General features: G+C 67.5%; 19 protein-coding genes. 9 read left to right on the forward strand and 10 right to left on the reverse strand.

Annotation, left to right across the window (positions count from 1 at the left end; all coding sequences use genetic code 11):
* Window positions 1–150: 150 nt before the first annotated feature.
* From ACWW36_RS15780 to ACWW36_RS15805, 6 genes are all read left to right on the forward strand, one after another.
* Complete coding sequence (locus ACWW36_RS15780; protein WP_456136949.1) at window positions 151–576, forward strand: cytidine deaminase; 426 nt, start codon at window positions 151–153, stop codon at window positions 574–576.
* A 91-nt stretch (window positions 577–667) separates the two neighbouring features.
* The gene (locus tag ACWW36_RS15785) at window positions 668–1,153 is read left to right on the forward strand and encodes a DUF2231 domain-containing protein (protein WP_456136950.1); all 486 of its coding nucleotides are present in this window, start codon (window positions 668–670) and stop codon (window positions 1,151–1,153) included.
* Window positions 1,154–1,192: 39 nt separating this feature from the next.
* Window positions 1,193–2,494, forward strand: a complete 1,302-nt coding sequence (locus ACWW36_RS15790; protein WP_456136951.1) for a thymidine phosphorylase — start codon at window positions 1,193–1,195, stop codon at window positions 2,492–2,494.
* Entirely contained in the window at window positions 2,491–3,579 is a 1,089-nt protein-coding gene (locus ACWW36_RS15795; protein ID WP_456136952.1) for an adenosine deaminase, read from the forward strand. The genes ACWW36_RS15790 and ACWW36_RS15795 overlap by 4 nt, the downstream gene beginning before the upstream one ends.
* A 77-nt stretch (window positions 3,580–3,656) precedes the next feature.
* Window positions 3,657–3,887 carry a hypothetical protein gene (locus ACWW36_RS15800; protein WP_456136953.1) on the forward strand — a complete coding sequence of 77 codons (231 nt, stop codon included), beginning with the start codon at window positions 3,657–3,659 and terminating at the stop codon, window positions 3,885–3,887.
* 2 nt (window positions 3,888–3,889) lie between these two features.
* Window positions 3,890–4,420 carry a hypothetical protein gene (locus ACWW36_RS15805; protein WP_456136954.1) on the forward strand — a complete coding sequence of 177 codons (531 nt, stop codon included), beginning with the start codon at window positions 3,890–3,892 and terminating at the stop codon, window positions 4,418–4,420.
* Window positions 4,421–4,424: 4 nt separating this feature from the next.
* Here the strand turns inward: ACWW36_RS15805 and ACWW36_RS15810 are convergent, their stop codons facing one another.
* Complete coding sequence (locus ACWW36_RS15810) at window positions 4,425–5,252, reverse strand: alpha/beta fold hydrolase (RefSeq protein ID WP_456136955.1); 828 nt, start codon at window positions 5,250–5,252, stop codon at window positions 4,425–4,427.
* A gap of 57 nt (window positions 5,253–5,309) precedes the next feature.
* Between ACWW36_RS15810 and ACWW36_RS15815 the strand changes: the two genes are divergently transcribed.
* Complete coding sequence (locus tag ACWW36_RS15815; RefSeq protein ID WP_456142503.1) at window positions 5,310–5,657, forward strand: VOC family protein; 348 nt, start codon at window positions 5,310–5,312, stop codon at window positions 5,655–5,657.
* 2 nt (window positions 5,658–5,659) lie between these two features.
* Here the strand turns inward: ACWW36_RS15815 and satS are convergent, their stop codons facing one another.
* From satS to ACWW36_RS15845, 6 genes are read right to left on the reverse strand one after another with little or no spacing between them, the layout of a single operon-like run.
* A complete protein-coding gene (gene satS / locus ACWW36_RS15820) occupies window positions 5,660–6,934 on the reverse strand; it encodes a protein export chaperone SatS (RefSeq protein ID WP_456136956.1) in 1,275 nt (424 codons plus the stop codon).
* A 43-nt stretch (window positions 6,935–6,977) separates the two neighbouring features.
* Entirely contained in the window at window positions 6,978–8,210 is a 1,233-nt protein-coding gene (locus tag ACWW36_RS15825) for an NRAMP family divalent metal transporter (RefSeq protein ID WP_456136957.1), read from the reverse strand.
* Window positions 8,207–9,052 (reverse strand): PRC-barrel domain-containing protein, encoded by an 846-nt coding sequence (locus ACWW36_RS15830; RefSeq protein WP_456142504.1) that lies wholly within the window; start codon window positions 9,050–9,052, stop codon window positions 8,207–8,209. Before ACWW36_RS15830 ends, ACWW36_RS15825 begins: the two co-directional genes overlap by 4 nt.
* Before the next feature lie 57 nt (window positions 9,053–9,109).
* Entirely contained in the window at window positions 9,110–10,429 is a 1,320-nt protein-coding gene (locus ACWW36_RS15835) for an acyltransferase family protein (protein ID WP_456136958.1), read from the reverse strand.
* Between the two features lie 16 nt (window positions 10,430–10,445).
* Complete coding sequence (locus tag ACWW36_RS15840; protein WP_456136959.1) at window positions 10,446–11,540, reverse strand: C40 family peptidase; 1,095 nt, start codon at window positions 11,538–11,540, stop codon at window positions 10,446–10,448.
* A 2-nt stretch (window positions 11,541–11,542) separates the two neighbouring features.
* On the reverse strand, window positions 11,543–11,839 hold the full coding sequence (locus ACWW36_RS15845) for a hypothetical protein (RefSeq protein WP_456136960.1): 297 nt from the start codon (window positions 11,837–11,839) through the stop codon (window positions 11,543–11,545).
* Between the two features lie 48 nt (window positions 11,840–11,887).
* Here ACWW36_RS15845 and upp point away from each other — a divergent pair, with 48 nt between their 5' ends.
* Window positions 11,888–12,511, forward strand: coding sequence for a uracil phosphoribosyltransferase (gene upp, locus ACWW36_RS15850; RefSeq protein WP_456136961.1), 624 nt, complete (start codon window positions 11,888–11,890; stop codon window positions 12,509–12,511).
* On the opposite strand, the gene ACWW36_RS15855 is transcribed toward upp, so the two are convergent.
* Together ACWW36_RS15855 and ACWW36_RS15860 are read right to left on the reverse strand one after the other, a co-directional pair.
* The gene (locus ACWW36_RS15855; protein WP_456136962.1) at window positions 12,508–14,145 is read right to left on the reverse strand and encodes a phospho-sugar mutase; all 1,638 of its coding nucleotides are present in this window, start codon (window positions 14,143–14,145) and stop codon (window positions 12,508–12,510) included. The two genes, upp and ACWW36_RS15855, sit on opposite strands and share 4 nt — an antisense overlap.
* A complete protein-coding gene (locus tag ACWW36_RS15860) occupies window positions 14,142–14,594 on the reverse strand; it encodes a MarR family winged helix-turn-helix transcriptional regulator (RefSeq protein WP_456136963.1) in 453 nt (150 codons plus the stop codon). Before ACWW36_RS15860 ends, ACWW36_RS15855 begins: the two co-directional genes overlap by 4 nt.
* Before the next feature lie 87 nt (window positions 14,595–14,681).
* Between ACWW36_RS15860 and ACWW36_RS15865 the strand changes: the two genes are divergently transcribed.
* A complete protein-coding gene (locus ACWW36_RS15865; protein ID WP_456136964.1) occupies window positions 14,682–15,800 on the forward strand; it encodes an AbrB family transcriptional regulator in 1,119 nt (372 codons plus the stop codon).
* On the opposite strand, the gene ACWW36_RS15870 is transcribed toward ACWW36_RS15865, so the two are convergent.
* Window positions 15,746–16,540 (reverse strand): purine-nucleoside phosphorylase, encoded by a 795-nt coding sequence (locus ACWW36_RS15870; protein WP_456136965.1) that lies wholly within the window; start codon window positions 16,538–16,540, stop codon window positions 15,746–15,748. The two genes, ACWW36_RS15865 and ACWW36_RS15870, sit on opposite strands and share 55 nt — an antisense overlap.
* Between the last annotated feature and the right edge of the window lie 17 nt (window positions 16,541–16,557).

The raw sequence follows: 16,557 nt of genomic DNA on the forward strand, positions 1-16,557 counted from the left end.
GCGACTCTAAACCCAGTTTGCCTGGTTAACGAACTACCGTTTAGCCGTTGGCGGCCCAAAATTCGCGAAAGTTAGGGTGACCTATCTAGTTGGTCGGGCCACGGGACGGGGGCTTCGGAATGCATTCAGAGTTGTTGCGATGGGATTGACGTGAAGACGGATATCGATTGGAAAATGTTGCGCCACAAGGCAACTGAAGCGTCTACGCATGCGTATGCGCCGTATTCGGGATTTTCCGTCGGGGCGGCCGCGCTGGTCGACGATCACCGAATGGTGGCCGGCTGCAATGTGGAGAATGTCTCATATGGCCTAGGTCTCTGTGCCGAGTGCGCTGTGGTCTGCGCCCTGCATTCCGGCGGCGGCGGCAGGCTGATCGCGCTGTCGTGCGTGGACGCGACGGGTGAGGTGTTGATGCCATGTGGACGGTGCAGGCAGGTGCTCATGGAGCACGGCGGGCCCGAGATGCTGATCGACCATCCGATGGGACCGCGACCGCTTGGCGAACTGCTGCCCGATGCCTTCGGGCCTCACGACATGGCCTCGTCGCAGCGGCAGCACGAAGAGGAAGTGCCGTGACACAGTTCACAATTGACGCCCGTGCAGCGTTTGGGGCGGCCCAGCCCGGGTAATTCCGTTGCCGTCACGCATTTGCTTTAAGGAGGCGGCAATGCAGAGTCGCGCAAAGGCGTTGGGACACGCGATCCACCCGATGCTGATCCCGTTCCCGCTGGGGCTTCTGGCCACCGCGGTGGTATTCGACATCGTCTACCTTTTCACCGACCGACCCGGGTTCGCCGTCGCGGCGGCCTACATGATCGGCGCCGGAGTCATCGGCGGACTGCTCGCCGCGCCGTTCGGCTGGATCGACTGGTTCAAGATCCCTGCGGGCACCCGGGCCAAGAGCATCGGGCTGTTGCACGGCCTCGGCAACATCGTCGTCGTCGTGTTGTTCGCAGTCAGCTGGCTGCTTCGTGTGAACGCGGGCTGGGAGCCGACCACATGGGCGTTGGTGTGCAGCTTCGTCGCGGTGGTGCTGGCCGTCGCGACGGCGTGGATGGGCGGCGAACTGGTCGAGCGTCTCGGGGTCGGTGTCGACGAGGGCGCAGGCGTCGACGCGCCCAGCTCGCTGAGCCACAAGCACGTGGCCGCGTAGCGGCATTCGCGCGTCACCGCCGTCGGTAAGGTAACGGCGGTGACGCGGCTCGCCTTTGATGCCCCGACGGTCATCCGGACCAAGCGCGACGGCGGTGAGTTGTCGGATGAGGCGATCGACTGGGTGATCGACGCTTACACCCACGGCAAGGTCGCGCACGAGCAGATGTCGGCGCTGCTGATGGCGATCTTCCTGCGCGGCATGACCGGCCGCGAGATCACGCGGTGGACCGCGGCCATGGTGGACTCCGGCGAAAGGCTGGATTTCACGGATCTGCGACGCGACGGCAAGCCATTGGCGTTGGTGGACAAGCACTCCACCGGTGGGGTCGGCGACAAAATCACCATTCCCTTGGTGCCCGTCGTAATGGCTTGTGGGGGCGCGGTTCCCCAAGCGGCCGGGCGCGGCCTCGGCCATACCGGCGGAACGCTCGACAAGCTGGAATCCATCCCGGGTTTCACCGCAGAGATCTCCAAAGACCAAATCCGGCAACAACTTTGCGACCTCGGTGCGGCGATCTTCGCCGCCGGTGAGCTGGCACCCGCCGACCGCAAGATCTACGCCCTGCGCGACGTCACCGCTACCACCGAATCGCTGCCGCTGATCGCCAGCTCGGTGATGAGCAAGAAGATCGCCGAGGGCACGCGGGCGCTGGTGCTCGACACCAAGGTCGGGTCGGGCGCCTTCCTTCCCACCGAAGCCGAGGCACGCGAGCTCGCCAGCACGATGGTCGAGCTGGGCAACGCGGCGGGATTGGTGACGCGCGCGCTGCTGACCGACATGGAGACCCCGCTGGGCCGCGCGGTCGGCAACGCCGTCGAGGTGGCCGAATCGCTGGAGGTACTGGCCGGCGGCGGCCCGGCCGACGTCGTCGACCTGACGCTGGCGCTGGCCACCGAGATGCTCGACGCCGCCGGGCTCGACAGGGTCGCTCCCGCCGAGACGCTCAGGGATGGCTCGGCGATGGATCGGTTCCGGGAGCTGGTGGCCGCGCAGGGCGGCGACCTGTCCCGACCGCTGCCGGTCGGTGCGCATTCCGAGACCATCTCGGCACCTCGCAATGGCACGATGGGCGGTATCGACGCGATGGCGGTGGGACTGACGGTGTGGCGGCTCGGGGCGGGCCGCTCCCTCCCCGGTGAGCGAGTGCAGGCAGGTGCTGGACTGCGCATCCATCGCCGTCCCGGCGAGCCAGTCGCGGCAGGCGAACCGCTGTTCACGCTCTATACCGACACCCCGGAGCGGTTCGAGGCGGCCATGGCCGAACTCGACGGTGGCTTTAGCGTCGGCGACCATGCACCCGAACAGCGCCCGTTGATCATCGATCGGATCACCGCATGACGACGCCGTTGACGCTCGACTCGATCGGACACGCGCCCAAGGCGCTGCTGCACGACCACCTCGACGGCGGGCTGCGTCCGGCCACGGTGCTGGAGCTGGCCGGCCAGAACGGCTACGACGAGCTGCCCGCGACCGAGGTTGATGAACTCGCGACCTGGTTCCGCACCGCGGCGCACAGCGGATCGCTGGTGCGCTACCTCGAGCCGTTCGCTCACACGGTCGGGGTGATGCAGACGCCGGAAGCGCTGCACCGGGTGGCCTACGAATGCGTCGAGGACCTCGCCGCCGACCACGTGGTCTACGCCGAAATCCGGTTTGCCCCAGAGCTTCACATCGACGGCGGCTTGTCACTCGACGCGGTCGTCGACGCCGTGCTGTCCGGCTTCGCCGACGGCGAGAAGGCCGCCAGCGCCGAGGGCCGGATGATCACCGTGCGTTGCCTCGTCACCGCAATGCGCCACGCCGCGCGCTCGCGAGAGATCGCCGAGTTGGCGATCCGGTTCCGTGACAAGGGCGTGGTGGGTTTCGACATCGCCGGCGCCGAAGCGGGTTACCCGCCAACCCGCCACCTTGACGCATTCGAGTACATGCGAGGTAACAACGCCCGCTTCACAATTCACGCGGGCGAAGCGTTTGGTTTGCCCTCCATTCACGAGGCCATCGCGTTCTGCGGCGCCGACCGGCTCGGCCACGGCGTGCGGATCGTCGATGACATCACCGTGGCCCCCGACGGCACCGCGAAACTGGGCCGGCTCGCATCGCTGTTGCGCGACAAGCGAATTCCGTTCGAGATGTGCCCGAGCAGCAACGTGCAGACCGGCGCGGTCGGCAGCATCGCCGAGCATCCGTTCGATCGGCTGGCGCGGCTGCGTTTCCGCGTGACCGTCAATACGGACAACCGGTTGATGAGTGACACCACGATGAGCCAGGAGATGCTGCGGCTGGTGGAGGCGTTCGGCTACGGCTGGAGTGACCTGGAGCGCTTCACCATCAACGCGATGAAATCGGCGTTCATCCCGTTCGACGAGCGGCTGGCGATCATCGACGAAGTAATCAAGCCGCGCTTCGCCGTGCTGATCGGCTAACTAGCCAAATTAGCCAACCTCCGGGACGGGTGCGGCGTAACGTCATACGGCGCATCACTCGTCGAGGGGAGAATTCGATGCGCAAATTCACGATGACAGTTGCCGGGGTGGCGATGCTGTTCGGTTCGTTGATCACCGCGCAGCCCGCACAGGCCGCACAGCCGTCGCACGACACGGTCGTCTACACACAGCCGGCAATGCCGAAGGTGAAGGCGTTCGACTGCCAGGGCGGGACGGGCAACATGGGCTGCGGCCCGGGCTGGTTCTGGCGTGACGGCTGGCGTGGCTGGGGGTGCTACCCGTGCTAGATGTGTCCGCTGTCCGTGGCCTGATCGTGACGGCCGCGGCGCTGACCGGTTTGACCATCGCCGGGATGGGCTCTGCCGCAGCACAACCGGATTACAGCACTCTGCCGGTGGATCCCAACGCAGTCACCGACTCGAACGCTTACATCGCCGAGGCGCCCAGGCTGAATCCGAACGGCAAGCCGGGCATCGAAGCGGTGTATTCACACCGTGACGGCAGTCGCAAGGTCACCGACACGATTTGGGTGCTGGACAGTCCTCAGGCGGCGTCGGCCGCGATGGACCAGACAAGGGGAGCGTTGTCCGGCGAGGTCGTTGGCACGCCACAGGTCGCGCCAGTGGGCACCGGTGGTTCGATCGTCAGCGGGAATTCTCCGGACGGGACGAAATCCGTTACGGTCCTGACGTTCACCGAAGGTGACGCGTTCACAGCGATCGAGTTCGACGGTCCCGCCAACGACCCGGTGCCGGTAGACCTCGTCACCGACTACGGACAGAAGCAGGCGGCCGTCATTCGGGACGCGCTGAGCGCATAGAGGTTTAGCCGCGGAGCACCTCGGTGAGCCGGCGTGCGAAAGCATCTGGCGCACCGAGGAATCCGCCGTGGTCTCCGGGGAACTCCACCGGGGTGGTGCCGAGCAGCTCGGCCAGCGCCGTTGATGTCCGATGAGTGACAAGCCGACCGGAATCCACGCCGAGGCCGACAAGAACCCGTGAGGAGCTGGTCTTCAACGCCGCGATGTCGGGCATGTACCGCGTCGTCGGCCGCAACTCATGGTCGAAGAACCGCGCGGCTTCGGCGCGGTCGTTGTCGGACGGTTCCGGCGGCGCCTCCACCGGCGCACCGTCGGGTGCGGAGATGTCGAACCCCGCGTTGACCATGAACTTGTACCAGGCGGCCTGCAGACCGGCCGTGTGAAACGTGTCGACGATGTCGTCGGTGTTCGCCCGCTGCTGCGCGGCGTCGGGCAGTAGCTCGAGTAGCGGCGGCTCGTGAGCGACGAGTGTGCGCACTCGGCCTGGATGCCGGGACACCAGCGCCAGCCCCGTCACCGCCCCGCCGCTGGACCCGAACACGTCGGCCGCCTCGGCACCGAGATCGTCCAGGATCGCGGCGATATCGTCGGCGCGCGACTCTGCGGTGGCGTCTTCGTTGGGGTCGTCGATCGTGCTGTTGGCATGTCCGCGTGGGTCATAGGTGACGACGGTGTAATCGCCGGCCAGTGCGTCGGCCAGTGAGGCGAATTCGGCCGCGGCCATCGGCGAGCCGATGACGAGCAGCAGCGGCCCTGCCCCTCGGGTCTCGTAGTGCAGACGGGCGCCGGGAACGGTGACTGAGCGGACGGTGGGGCTGATATGCATGGTCATACCCGTGCAGACCGTCGCCACGCGGGAAATTCATCGTGAAGTCGTATCGTGACCGCCATGATCAACGGCGCTCATGTCATCGTCTACAGCAGCGACGCCGAGGCGGACCGCGCGTTCTTCCGCGACGTCCTGGAGTATCCCAACGTCGACGTCGGCGGCGGCTGGCTGATCTTCAAGCTCCCGCCCGCCGAGCTGGCCGTCCACCCGGCCGACGGCGCCGGTTCGCATGAGCTGTACCTGATGTGCGACGACGTCAACGTCACGATCGAAACATTGACCGCCAAGGGTGTTACGTGCGGACCGGTCAGCGAGGAACGCTGGGGTCTGTTGACCAGCATCCGGCTTCCCGGCGGCGGCGAACTCGGCCTGTACGAACCGCGGCATCCGCGGGCCACCGAGCTGTAGCGCTACTCCTCGCGCAGCCTCGACTCGACGAACGCCTCCAGCGCCTCCCACTGTTCAACCGCCTTGGCGTACGGAGGGTTCGGCCGAAGCACCGTGTCCGGATCCAGTGCGTGGGCGACGAAACGTCCCAACGGCTGGTCGGCGTCCAGCGTCTCCTCGACGGTGGTGTCCTCGGCGTAATCGCCGACGTCCCTGAGGAATTCGACGGCCAGTTCGAGCTGGTCGCGGTCGACGGAATCGGGGCCGTCGGCAAGGTCGTCGGCGATGCCGGTCAGCACGTAGATGTTGTCGTCGGTGACGTCAATCTGCAGCGAACCGTCGGTGGCCGCGGTGCGGATGTCGTCGTAGGTCGCCAGATCCGACAAGTCGTGGTCGTGTTCGTCGGCCAGATAGCGCGCCAGCGACCGCTCCGAGCCGAACACGCTTATTCTTCCGTTGCGGCCCAAGAAGATCGGCTCGTCGTCCAGGTAGCAGCGCAGCGTGTAGTACGTACCGGCGCCGGTCATGATCCGGACCGGGTCGATGCCGACCTTGACCCAGAAATCGTCGTCGCTGCCCAGCACCAGGCCTTCGGCGTGGTCTTCGAGGGCGTCGGTCTCCTCGACGTCGTCCTCGGTTTCCTCGGCCTCGGTGTCGACGGTTTCCTCTTCGACCTCTTCGGGCTCTTCGGGCTCGGGGGCCGGCTCGGCCAGTTCTGCTGCCGCCTTCTCCGATGCGGCCGCGTCGACGTCGGGGGTGCTGACGATGGTGTCGATCGCGTCGACGACGTTGTCCCAGCCGCGCCCGATCACCGCTTCGATTTCCGCCCAGCGCTTGCGGCCGCTGCGGCCGCCGAACGCGTCGATGCCGCCGCCCAGCGTGGACAGCACCGGGTTGCCGTTGAAGAACTTGCTGACCGCAGGCAGCTCGCACACCGATCCGATCGACGACACGATGGCCAGCGTGCGGTGCAGCTCGTTGACCGCCTCCTCGTTGAGCTTCTCGGCGACCAGCTCCGGTACACCGACGAGGTCGTACTGCCGCTCTTCCGCGGGGTCCAGCCGGTGCGCGTTCGCCTCGGTCAAGGCCTGCCACGCCGGGTGGTCGCTCAGGTCGTTGTCGGTGTTGGTCCTGACGAACGCCGCCAGGTCGGCAGCCGACTCGAACGCATAGAGGTCCTCGTCCTTGCCGAGGAAGGCCTCCCACTCGTCGCCCTCGTCGCGCCAGCGTGGAGCCCACAACGTGTAGAGGTCACCCTTGGTCAGCCCAAGCCGGATCGGCACGATGTCAGCAGCCATGCGCGACAGCCTAACCATCGGGATCGTCGCTTCGCGGTGATGGTCACCCGGCCAGGGAGATGACGGCCAGCGCGGCCACACATGCAAGCACGACGGCGGTGGTCAGACCGTAGACGACCAGCCCTGCGATGCTCATCGTGAAGCGGCCCATCAGGTCGCGGTCGCGCCCGATGCCGATCATCGCGAAGAGCAACGGCACGAGCAGAACGGCGTTCAGGACCTGGGTGGCCACCAGGATCGTCACCAGCGGAGCCCCCGGGATCAGCACCACCAAGGCGCCGAGCCCGGTGACGACTCCGAATGCCAGGTAAAAAGTCTTGGCCTCGCTGTACGGGTCATCCAGCGCCGCTTCGACGCCTGCATATTCACAGACCGAATAGGCCGTTGAAAGCGGCAGTATGGACGCGGCAAGCAGCGCGGCGCCGATCAGTCCGACGGCGAACAGCGTCGCCGCGGCTTCCCCGGCGAGCGGTTGCAGCGCCACCGCGGCATCCGCCGCGTCGGTGATGGAACGGCCGTCTCGGTGCAGTGTCGCTGCGCAGGCCACCACCACGAAAAATCCGATGACGCCGGTGAGTACGGCGCCGGTCACCACGTCGATGCGCTCCAAGGACAGGTCTTCTGTGCGCAGCTTCTTGTCGACCGCGTACGACTGGATGAACGACAGACCCCACGGTGCCAGCGTGGTGCCCACGGTCGCCGTGATGATGGCGATTGCCTCGCCGTTGGCAGGCATCGTCGGCACCAGGAGTCCACGCATCGCGGCGTCCCATTGGGGGTGGGCCAGGAAGCCCGACGCGATGTAGGCGAGGAACACCGTCGACAGCGCCAGCAGGAAATGCTCGACGCGATGGAAGCTCCCGCGTAGCACGAGCAGAGAAACGATCACCGCCGCCGCAGGCACACTGATGTAGCGGGTGACTCCGAAGACCTCGAAACCCGCTGCGATACCGGCGAATTCGGCGCACGTCGTACCGATGTTGGCGACGACCAGCGCAGCCAGCACCGCGCCGCCCACTCGGACCCCGTAGCGCTGGCGCACCAGGCCGATCAGGCCCTGTCCGGTGACCACCCCCATGCGGGCGGCCAGGCTGTGGAAGAGCACCAGCGCGACGGTGGACAGCAGTAGCACCCACAGCAGCTGGTATCCATAATCGGCACCGAGCAGCGAATACGTGGTGATGCCGGCGGGGTCGTCGTCCGAGAGCCCGGCGAGCAGGCCGGGGCCCAGCACCGCCAGCAGTGCACCGACGCCTAATGCCTTGCGTCTCCTCACGCGCCGGCTCGGCGTTGCAGAGTATGACGGCGACGGGGCCATACGTGAAAGCGCAGAAGCCGTCGACCTCTCAACACTGGAGGACGCGCGAGACGACTCTGCCAATGCCTCGCGTGTTCGACGGGCATGGCGGCGACAACCTTGGCCGCATCGGCGTCGGGCATTGCCCGCAGCACCCGCTCACCGACGAGCGGGTGGCTGGCGCGGACCACCTCGGCGGCGATCCCAGGGCCCTTTGCGGCAAGCACCTCGGTGGCGGACTCGATGTCGAGCCGACTGACGAGCATCGCCAGGCCCCGCGCGTCAAGCAGGTGCACTGCCGAACGCGGCGTTGCCAGCTGCACGGCATGGCCGCGGTCCGATGTCAGGTGCAGATCCGTCCACGCGACGGCATCGCCGCGGGCACGCGCGGCCAGCCGGCCCAGACCAAGCCGCCGCAGAACGGCGCCGAAGCCGACCTCCACGCCGACGACTTCGAGGCGGCCCTCGCCACTACGGGCGAGCACCACGTCGGCGACCCGCGCGAGCCGCTGACCCGCGATGTCGACGATCTGCGTGTCGAGAACGTCTCGCACTAGCAGGAGTTCGTCCTCGTCGAGGGCGTCGGCGATTGAGGTGATCACGAAATGGGGCCCTGCGGAGGCCAGCTGGATGTCTGGGTGCTGGAAGGATCCGACCTGCGACCACGGCACCAGCAGGTCGTGTGCGCCGCTGCGGCGCACCAGCATCCGATCGACCAAGGTCGGACCGTTCTGCTCGCCCAGGCTCACAGTCAGATCCGCGAGACGGCCGATCACTCGGCCGTCCGGCCCGCGGACGTCCTGGCCGAGCACCCGACTCATCAACAGCACATCATGAGCATGCCCCACGCGGCAGTGATTCCTGCAGCCAAGTGCGAATTATTCTAGAGCGGTGGGTGTTTCGACCACATCTGTCGATAATGCGTGCACGGGTGCGGGGCGAAGGGCGACGAGCGCCACACCTAAGACAAAGATCAGCGCGGTCAACACCGGCAACCGGCCGTTCGGCGCAAACCCCACCGAGGCCAACACCTTCAGTGCATAGGCCGACATGAGCGCGCCCACCAGCATCGCGGGCTCGGCCCAGCGCCTGCCGAAAGAAATGTGGATCGTGCGAAGTGGCGCAGCGAAAAACGCTTTGCCCCAAGCCAACAACGATATCTCCACCGCGGTGACCGCCGAAAGGACCGCCACCCACTCCAGCCGTGCGAGCCACCAGGCTGTGGTGCCCAGGTCGGGCTGGGGTAGGAGTCCGGCGGGATAGGCGACGAGGGCGACGATCACGACCGGGATCATGTGCCACAGATACAGTGCCATCACGTTGGTGTTCGCCACCGACAAGACCCGTTGGAGGCGAGCAGGTCGCAGCAGGCGATTGACCAACGGCGCGGCTGCCATCGCGATACCCGCCTGCGCGAGGCCGAAGGCGAGCATGGCCAGCGTGGGGGGCAGGTCGTTGTCCACCATTTGGCCGGGAACACCGATCATGCTGACCGGGTACGGTCCGAGTTCGAGCAACAGGGCCAGTACGATCGCCGATCCAACCGCCAGCAGCAGCGACCGTTTACCGCTGAATAAGCCAGCGCGCCAAGCAATTCCGATTTGGTACAGCGCAGCCCAGCAGAAGAGGTAGTTCAGCGAGTCCACGTAGGGTACGCCTGCGCCGATCGAGAGCGCATCGACGACCGCGACCCCGACAGCCAGCGCCGCGGGCACGGCCAGACCAAAGCGGCGGTGCGCGGCAAGCGCGAGCGGTGTCAGTGACACCAGCACCAGATACACCGCGAGGAACCACAAGTGCATGGCCACGGCCCAGCCCGCGTAGTCCAGGGTCGATGCGGCCACGCCCACGAACGGCAGGACGCCGACCACTACCGCAACCACTGCCACGTACGCCGTCGTCGGACCGAGAACCCGGGCCAATCGACGACGGAGCCAGTCCTCGCGCGACTCGTCGCGGTCACGGCGGTCCGGCCACGACACCGCACTCGCGTATCCCGCGGCCAGAAAGAACACGGGCACCGCCTGGAAAGGCCAGGTGAGCCACTGCGTCCACGGCATATCGACCAACGGGTTTTCTCGGCCGAAGGCTCCGTCGTCGTATGTCACACATGCGGCCAGCCAGTGACCGAACACGATCACGACCACACCCGACACGCGGTAGAAGTCCACCGCAAGGTTGCGAATCGGCCGCCGCACGATTCCCATTATCCGGCTACGCGGTTGGCCGCCAGAATCCCTGAAAATTCTGGCCGGCGTTGGCGGTGCGTATCGGCGAGAGTTGCACCGGATCTCCCGCCTCGATCATGGTGCCGTTACCGACGATCATCGCGACGTGACCGTCCCACACGGCGAGGTCGCCCGGCAGTAGTGATCCGGGCTCGACGGCGGCGCCGATGTCCTGCTCCTGCGCAAGCCGTGGAATGTTCAGTCCCGCTTCGTGATACGCCCACTGGGTGAGTCCACTGCAATCCAGGCCGACGCCTGGCGTCGTACCGCCCCATTGGTACGGCACGCCAAGCTGAGTCATGGCATGCCGCACGGCACTGGCCGCCACCGCGTTTGGCGCCATCGCGGTGCTGCCGTCGGGCAACCGGACGGCGACGCCGTCGCCGAACGTGGCCGCATCGGGTAATGGCATGGCGGCCTCGTGTGGTGACGAGCCGGCGAGATCGGCGAGCCCGGATCCCAACGCGCCGCCCGCACCGGACAGACCGCTCAGCGGAGCGCCCATGCCCGATCCCATCGAGGGCATCGAAGGCGGAACGAAGCCGGCCGGCGACGTCGGCGTGGGGCCGGTTGGTGCCGCCTGCGCCGTCAGGGCCGCCGAATGTCCATCGAGCTCCCCGCGCAGCTCGTCGACCACGGCGATGGCTTCGGCCAGCGCTCGTTGCGCCTCGGCCTGCAGCTCCTCGGCGACACCCGGGGAGTCAAGGTGCGGTTCGAGTGCGGCCGCCCTGGCCTCGAAGTCCTCGACGATGGCGTGCAACCGCTCGTTGGCGCGCGCGACGGCGGCTGCCGCTGCGCCTGCCGTCGCGCCGAGCTTGTCGGCCCTGGTGGCGATGGCGTCGATGGCGGCGACCGTCGCCGCCGAGAACCCGGCCGCGCCGTCGGCCCCTGCACCTGACCACCAACCGCCGGTCTGGTGCCAGGCTCGGCCGGCGGCCGCCGACACGTCGGCGAGCGCATCACGCACCCCGCCCAGCACGCTCGCCGGGTCGGCAGCCGGATCGCCGGACCATCCAGGGCCGACCAACGACTGCACCTCACGGATCGGCGTGGCCAATGCCGCCACCAGTGCGCTTGGCATGGCTAGATCACCGGCAAAGCCGCGCCCACGCGGTGGTCGGCGGCTTCGTACGCCGCCGCCGATGAATGCGCCGTCGCGCCGCCCGCCGAAACCCTGTCAGCGAGCACCGAAACCGCGCGCGACTCACGAGCGACAGCTTCGGCCAATGCGGCCACGAAAGGAGCGGCAACGGGGCCCATCACGGTCGCGATGGCCGCTGTTGGCAGTGTTGACAACGTCGACGCGATCGCGGACAGGTCGGCGGCGTGAGCGGAAATGGCGGCGCCGAAGGCGCGCACAGCGTCGGTATCGGCGAACATGCGGTTAGGACGTCCTCGGCCGGCCACCGGTTCCCTTAAGGTCAGCGCATGGATGTGCGCGTCATCGACCACCCGCTGGCCGCCGCGCGGCTGACCAAGCTGCGCGACGAGACAACAGACAACGCGGTGTTCCGGGCGGCACTTCGTGACCTCACATTGATGCTCGTGTACGAGGCCACCCGCGACCTGGCCACCGAAACGATTCCCGTTCGCACTCCGCTGGCCGACACCACCGGCGTCCGGCTGGCCAATCCGCCGTTGCTCGTTCCGGTGCTTCGCGCAGGGCTTGGCATGGTCGATCAGGCGCACGCGCTGATCCCCGAAGCACGCGTCGGCTTCGTCGGCGTTGCCCGTGATGAGGAAACCCACCAGCCGACACCATATTTGGAGTCACTACCCGACGATCTGAGTACACAGCCGGTGATCGTGCTCGATCCCATGCTGGCCACGGGCGGCTCGATGGCCCACACCATCAAGCTGCTGCACTGCCGCAATGCGGTTGACATCACTGCGATTTGCGTGGTCGTGGCGCCCGAAGGCATCGCGGCGATAGAAAGGGTGGCACCCGACTTGCGGCTGTTCACCGCGACCATAGACGAACGCCTCAACGACATCGCCTATATCGTTCCGGGACTGGGCGACGCCGGCGATCGCCAGTTCGGTCCGCGCTAGAACCGCTGCGCCACGCCTACCAGTTCGTCCTGGATTGCGCGAGCCTTGGCCCGCGTGGCAGTCAGGTCGCCGGTGTTGGCGCAGCGAACTTCGATGTAGGACTTGACTTTCGGCTCGGTGCCTGACGGCCGCACCACCATTCTGACCCAATTGTGGTCGTCGCCGCCGAAGAAGATCAGTGCATCGGTGCGGCCCTGGCCGTGTTCGCGCATGAGATCGGTGACCGTCACGTCGAAGCCACCGAGCCGGTCGGGCGGCGACTGGCGCAGCCGGGACATCACGGCCTGGGCCTCCGGGGCGTCGGTGACCGGATGCGAGACAGCGGCCGTGGTGTGCACACCGTGGCGGCGGGCGAGCTCGTCGAGCGCGTCGAGCACCGTGCGGCCCCGATCACGCAGCGCGGCAACCAGATCGCACGCCAGCACGGCCGCGCTGATGCCGTCCTTGTCGCGGACCGCGGCGGGGTCGACGCAGTGGCCGATCGCCTCCTCGTAGGCGTAGACGAGCGTGCTGCCGGGCAGGTCGACGTCGGCGCGCGACAGCCACTTGAAACCTGTGAGTGTCTCGACGTGGCGGGCGCCGTGATCCTTGGCGATCGCGGCCAGCAGGCGTGAGGACACCACCGTGCTGGCGACCACGGTGCGTTCGGTGACGGGGCCCGGCTCGATCTGGGAAAGAATGTAATCGCCTAGTAGCCAACCAGTTTCGTCGCCGGAGAGCATGCGCCACCCGTTAGGCGTCGGGACCCCGACGGCACACCGGTCGGCATCGGGATCGAGCGCGATGGCGATCTCGGCGTCGACGTCGGCAGCCAAGGCCAGCACGGCGTCGGTGGCGCCCGGTTCCTCCGGGTTCGGGAACGGCACGGTAGGGAAGTCCGGGTCGGGCGCGAACTGATTCTCGACGACGTGAATGTCGGAGAACCCGGCCCGCACGAGTGCGTCCATCACGAATTCGCCGCCGACTCCATGCAGAGGTGTGAGCGCCACCCGCACCGCTCCGTGCGAGTGGCGGATCTGTGCCGCGCGCTCGATGTAGTGCTGAACCGCGTCGACACCTGCGGGCTTGACCGGCCGCCGGGGTATCTCATCGGCGAAGGGCGCCTCGGCGATGGCGTCCTCGATTTCGCGGTCGACGGGCGGCACGATCGCGAACCCACCCTCGAAGTAGACCTTGTAGCCGTTGTCGGAGGGCGGGTTGTGCGATGCGGTGATCTGGATGCCGGCCGCGGCGCGGTTATGCCGCACGGCGAACGCCAGCACCGGTGTCGGCACGGCGGCGAACATCAACGTGACCACAAACCCCTCGGCGGCAAGCACTTCGGCGGCGGCCAGGGCGAACTCCTCGGATCGGTGCCGGCCGTCGCGTCCGACCACCACTGGCTTTCCGGCCAGGCCATGGTCCTTGAGCACCTTGGCGATCGCCCACGTGGTGCGAAGGACAACCGCGAGATTCATGCCGTTTGGTCCGCCGCGCAGTGGTCCTCGCAGCCCGGCCGTGCCGAAGGTCAGCGATTGTGCGAACCGCTCGGTGAGCTCGTCGTCGGTGCACGCCGCCAATTCGGCTGCGGTCTCGGGATCGGGGTCGTGAGAAATCCACTCCTGCGCGGCGGTCGAGGTCCGCGACTGAGTCATGGCGCTAGTGTGCCCGCTTTGGCGTCTGCGTAAGCCAGCTTGCGGAGCACCGGGGCCACGAGCATCAGCAGGTCGAACTCCAGCTGCGAAAGGTTGTCGCGCATCGTCGTATGCAGCCACGCGTCACGCTCGGCGCGATCCGCCTCCAGCAGCGCCGTGCCCGCATCGGTGATCTCGATGAGCTGACGACGCCGGTCCGTCTCGTCGGGCCTGCGCTCGATCAGGCCGCGGCCGACCAGTTCGTTGATGCTGTCGGTCAGCGACTGAACCCGAACATGCAGGCGGACCCCGAGCTCGGCCGGCGTGGTCACGCCCGTACGGCTCACCTCGCCGAGCAACTCCAGCTGGCTCAGGGTCAGGCCGTGGTCGGGCCGGTGCCTGCGCATCTGCCTGGTCACGGCCATCATCGATTCCCGCAGCTCAGTGGCGGACGACGCAGCGGTGGACATAACCAAGTTATACCTTGGTAATCTAGCGCTGTCACGCCTAGGAACGCGTGTTGCATGCAAGAAATGGCAAGGGCATACTTGTAATTAATGGTGATTCGACGACTGCTCCGCTGGGCCTTGCTGATAGCGCTGACGGCCGCGGTCACCGTCCCGCTCACCCGCGTCGGCGTGCCTTCGGCGGCACTGTTCGCAGCGCTGGTCGTCGGCATCGTGCTGGCCCTCGGCTCGTTGGCGCCCGACCGGATACCCCGCAGGGCGGGTGTCGCCGCGCAGGGAGTCCTCGGCGTCTACATCGGCACGATGGTCCATCAGGACGCGGTCGGCGCACTGGGCTCCGATTGGCCGATCGTGCTCGCCGTCGCCGTCGCGACTCTTGCGCTCAGCGTCGCTGCGGGGGCGGTGCTCGGGTTGCACCGCGACGTCACTCCACTTACCGGGTCGCTGGCATTGGTCGCCGGTGGTGCATCGGGTCTTGTCGCGATCGCCCGGGAACTCGGCGGCGACGACCGCGTGGTCTCGGTCGTGCAGTACCTGCGGGTCGGATTGGTCACCGCGTCGATGCCGGTGGTCGTCACGTTGGTCTACCACGCGGACAAGTCACACGGCTCCAGTCCGATCACTCAAACCGGTGCTGCCCCTTGGTATCTCAGTGTCAGCATGCTGATCGTGCTCGTCATTGCCGGGGCCACGCTCGGGCGTTTGGTTCGATTGCCGGGCGCGGGCCTGCTCGGGCCGTTGGCGTTGACGGTGGTGCTGCAGCTGACCGGTCTGTCCTTCGGGCTCGCCGTCCCGGCGGTGCTGGTGCAGATCGGCTACGCGCTGATCGGCTGGCAAGCGGGTGTGGCGTTCACGCGCGAGTCGTTGCGCGCGGTCGGACGCATGCTGCCCGCGGCGGTGGGCCTGATCGTCGTGCTCGGAGTCGCGACAGCCGGCCTCGGTGTGCTGCTGGCGCATGTCGCCGGGCTCACCCCGCTGGAGGGCTACCTCGCGACCAGCCCCGGCGGCGTCTACGCCGTGCTGGCGACCGCCGTCGAAACCGGCTCCAACGTGACGTTCGTCATCGCCGCCCAGGTGGTGCGGATCCTGCTGATGCTGTTCGCGGCGCCACTGTTGGCGCGCGGCGTGGTCAGGCTCGGCGAGAGGTTCGGCCGTCAGACGCGCGCGATCACGGCCGACAGCAGAGAACCCATTCGCGTCGCGGACTGACGCCCTGCCTCCAGCACCTCGTCATGGCTGAGTGGATGGCCGCTCATCCCGGCCGCCAGATTGGTCACCAGTGACACCGCGAGCACGTTGGCGCCCGCGGCGCGCGCGGCGATGGTCTCGTGCGCGGTCGACATGCCGACCAGGTCCGCGCCGAGCGTGCGCAGCATCCGGATTTCGGCCGGCGTCTCGTAGTGCGGGCCGGGCAGCGCGGCGTATACGCCTTCGGCCAGCGACGGATCGATCTCGTGGGCGATGGCCCGCAGCCGCGGCGAGTAGGCGTCGGTCAAGTCCACGAATTGCGCCCCGACCAGCGGCGATCGGGCGGTGAGGTTCAGGTGGTCGTTGATCAATACCGGCTGGCCGACGCTGTAGTCCTCGCGAAGCCCGCCTGCCGCGTTCGTCAGCACCATCGTGTGCACACCCGCCGCGCACGCCGCGCGTACCGGGTGCACGACGTGGCGCAGGTCGTGTCCCTCGTAGGCGTGGATCCTGCCGACGAGCACCAGCACATGGTGATCGCCGATCCGCAGCGACAGCACCTGGCCGCCGTGTCCGGCCGCGGTCGGCGGGGTGAAGCCGGGCAGCTCGGCCATCGGAATCACGGCCACCGGATCACCGAGCGCGGCGACGGCGGGGGCCCAGCCGGAGCCGAGGACAACGGCGACGTCGTGCTTGCCGACGCCCGTGCGGTCACCGATGGCTACCGCCGCTAGTTGTGCCACCGCCCCCGGGCTCGTCATCCAGGCGAGCTTAACTG

It is taken from the genome of Mycobacterium sp. MMS18-G62, assembly GCF_053877835.1.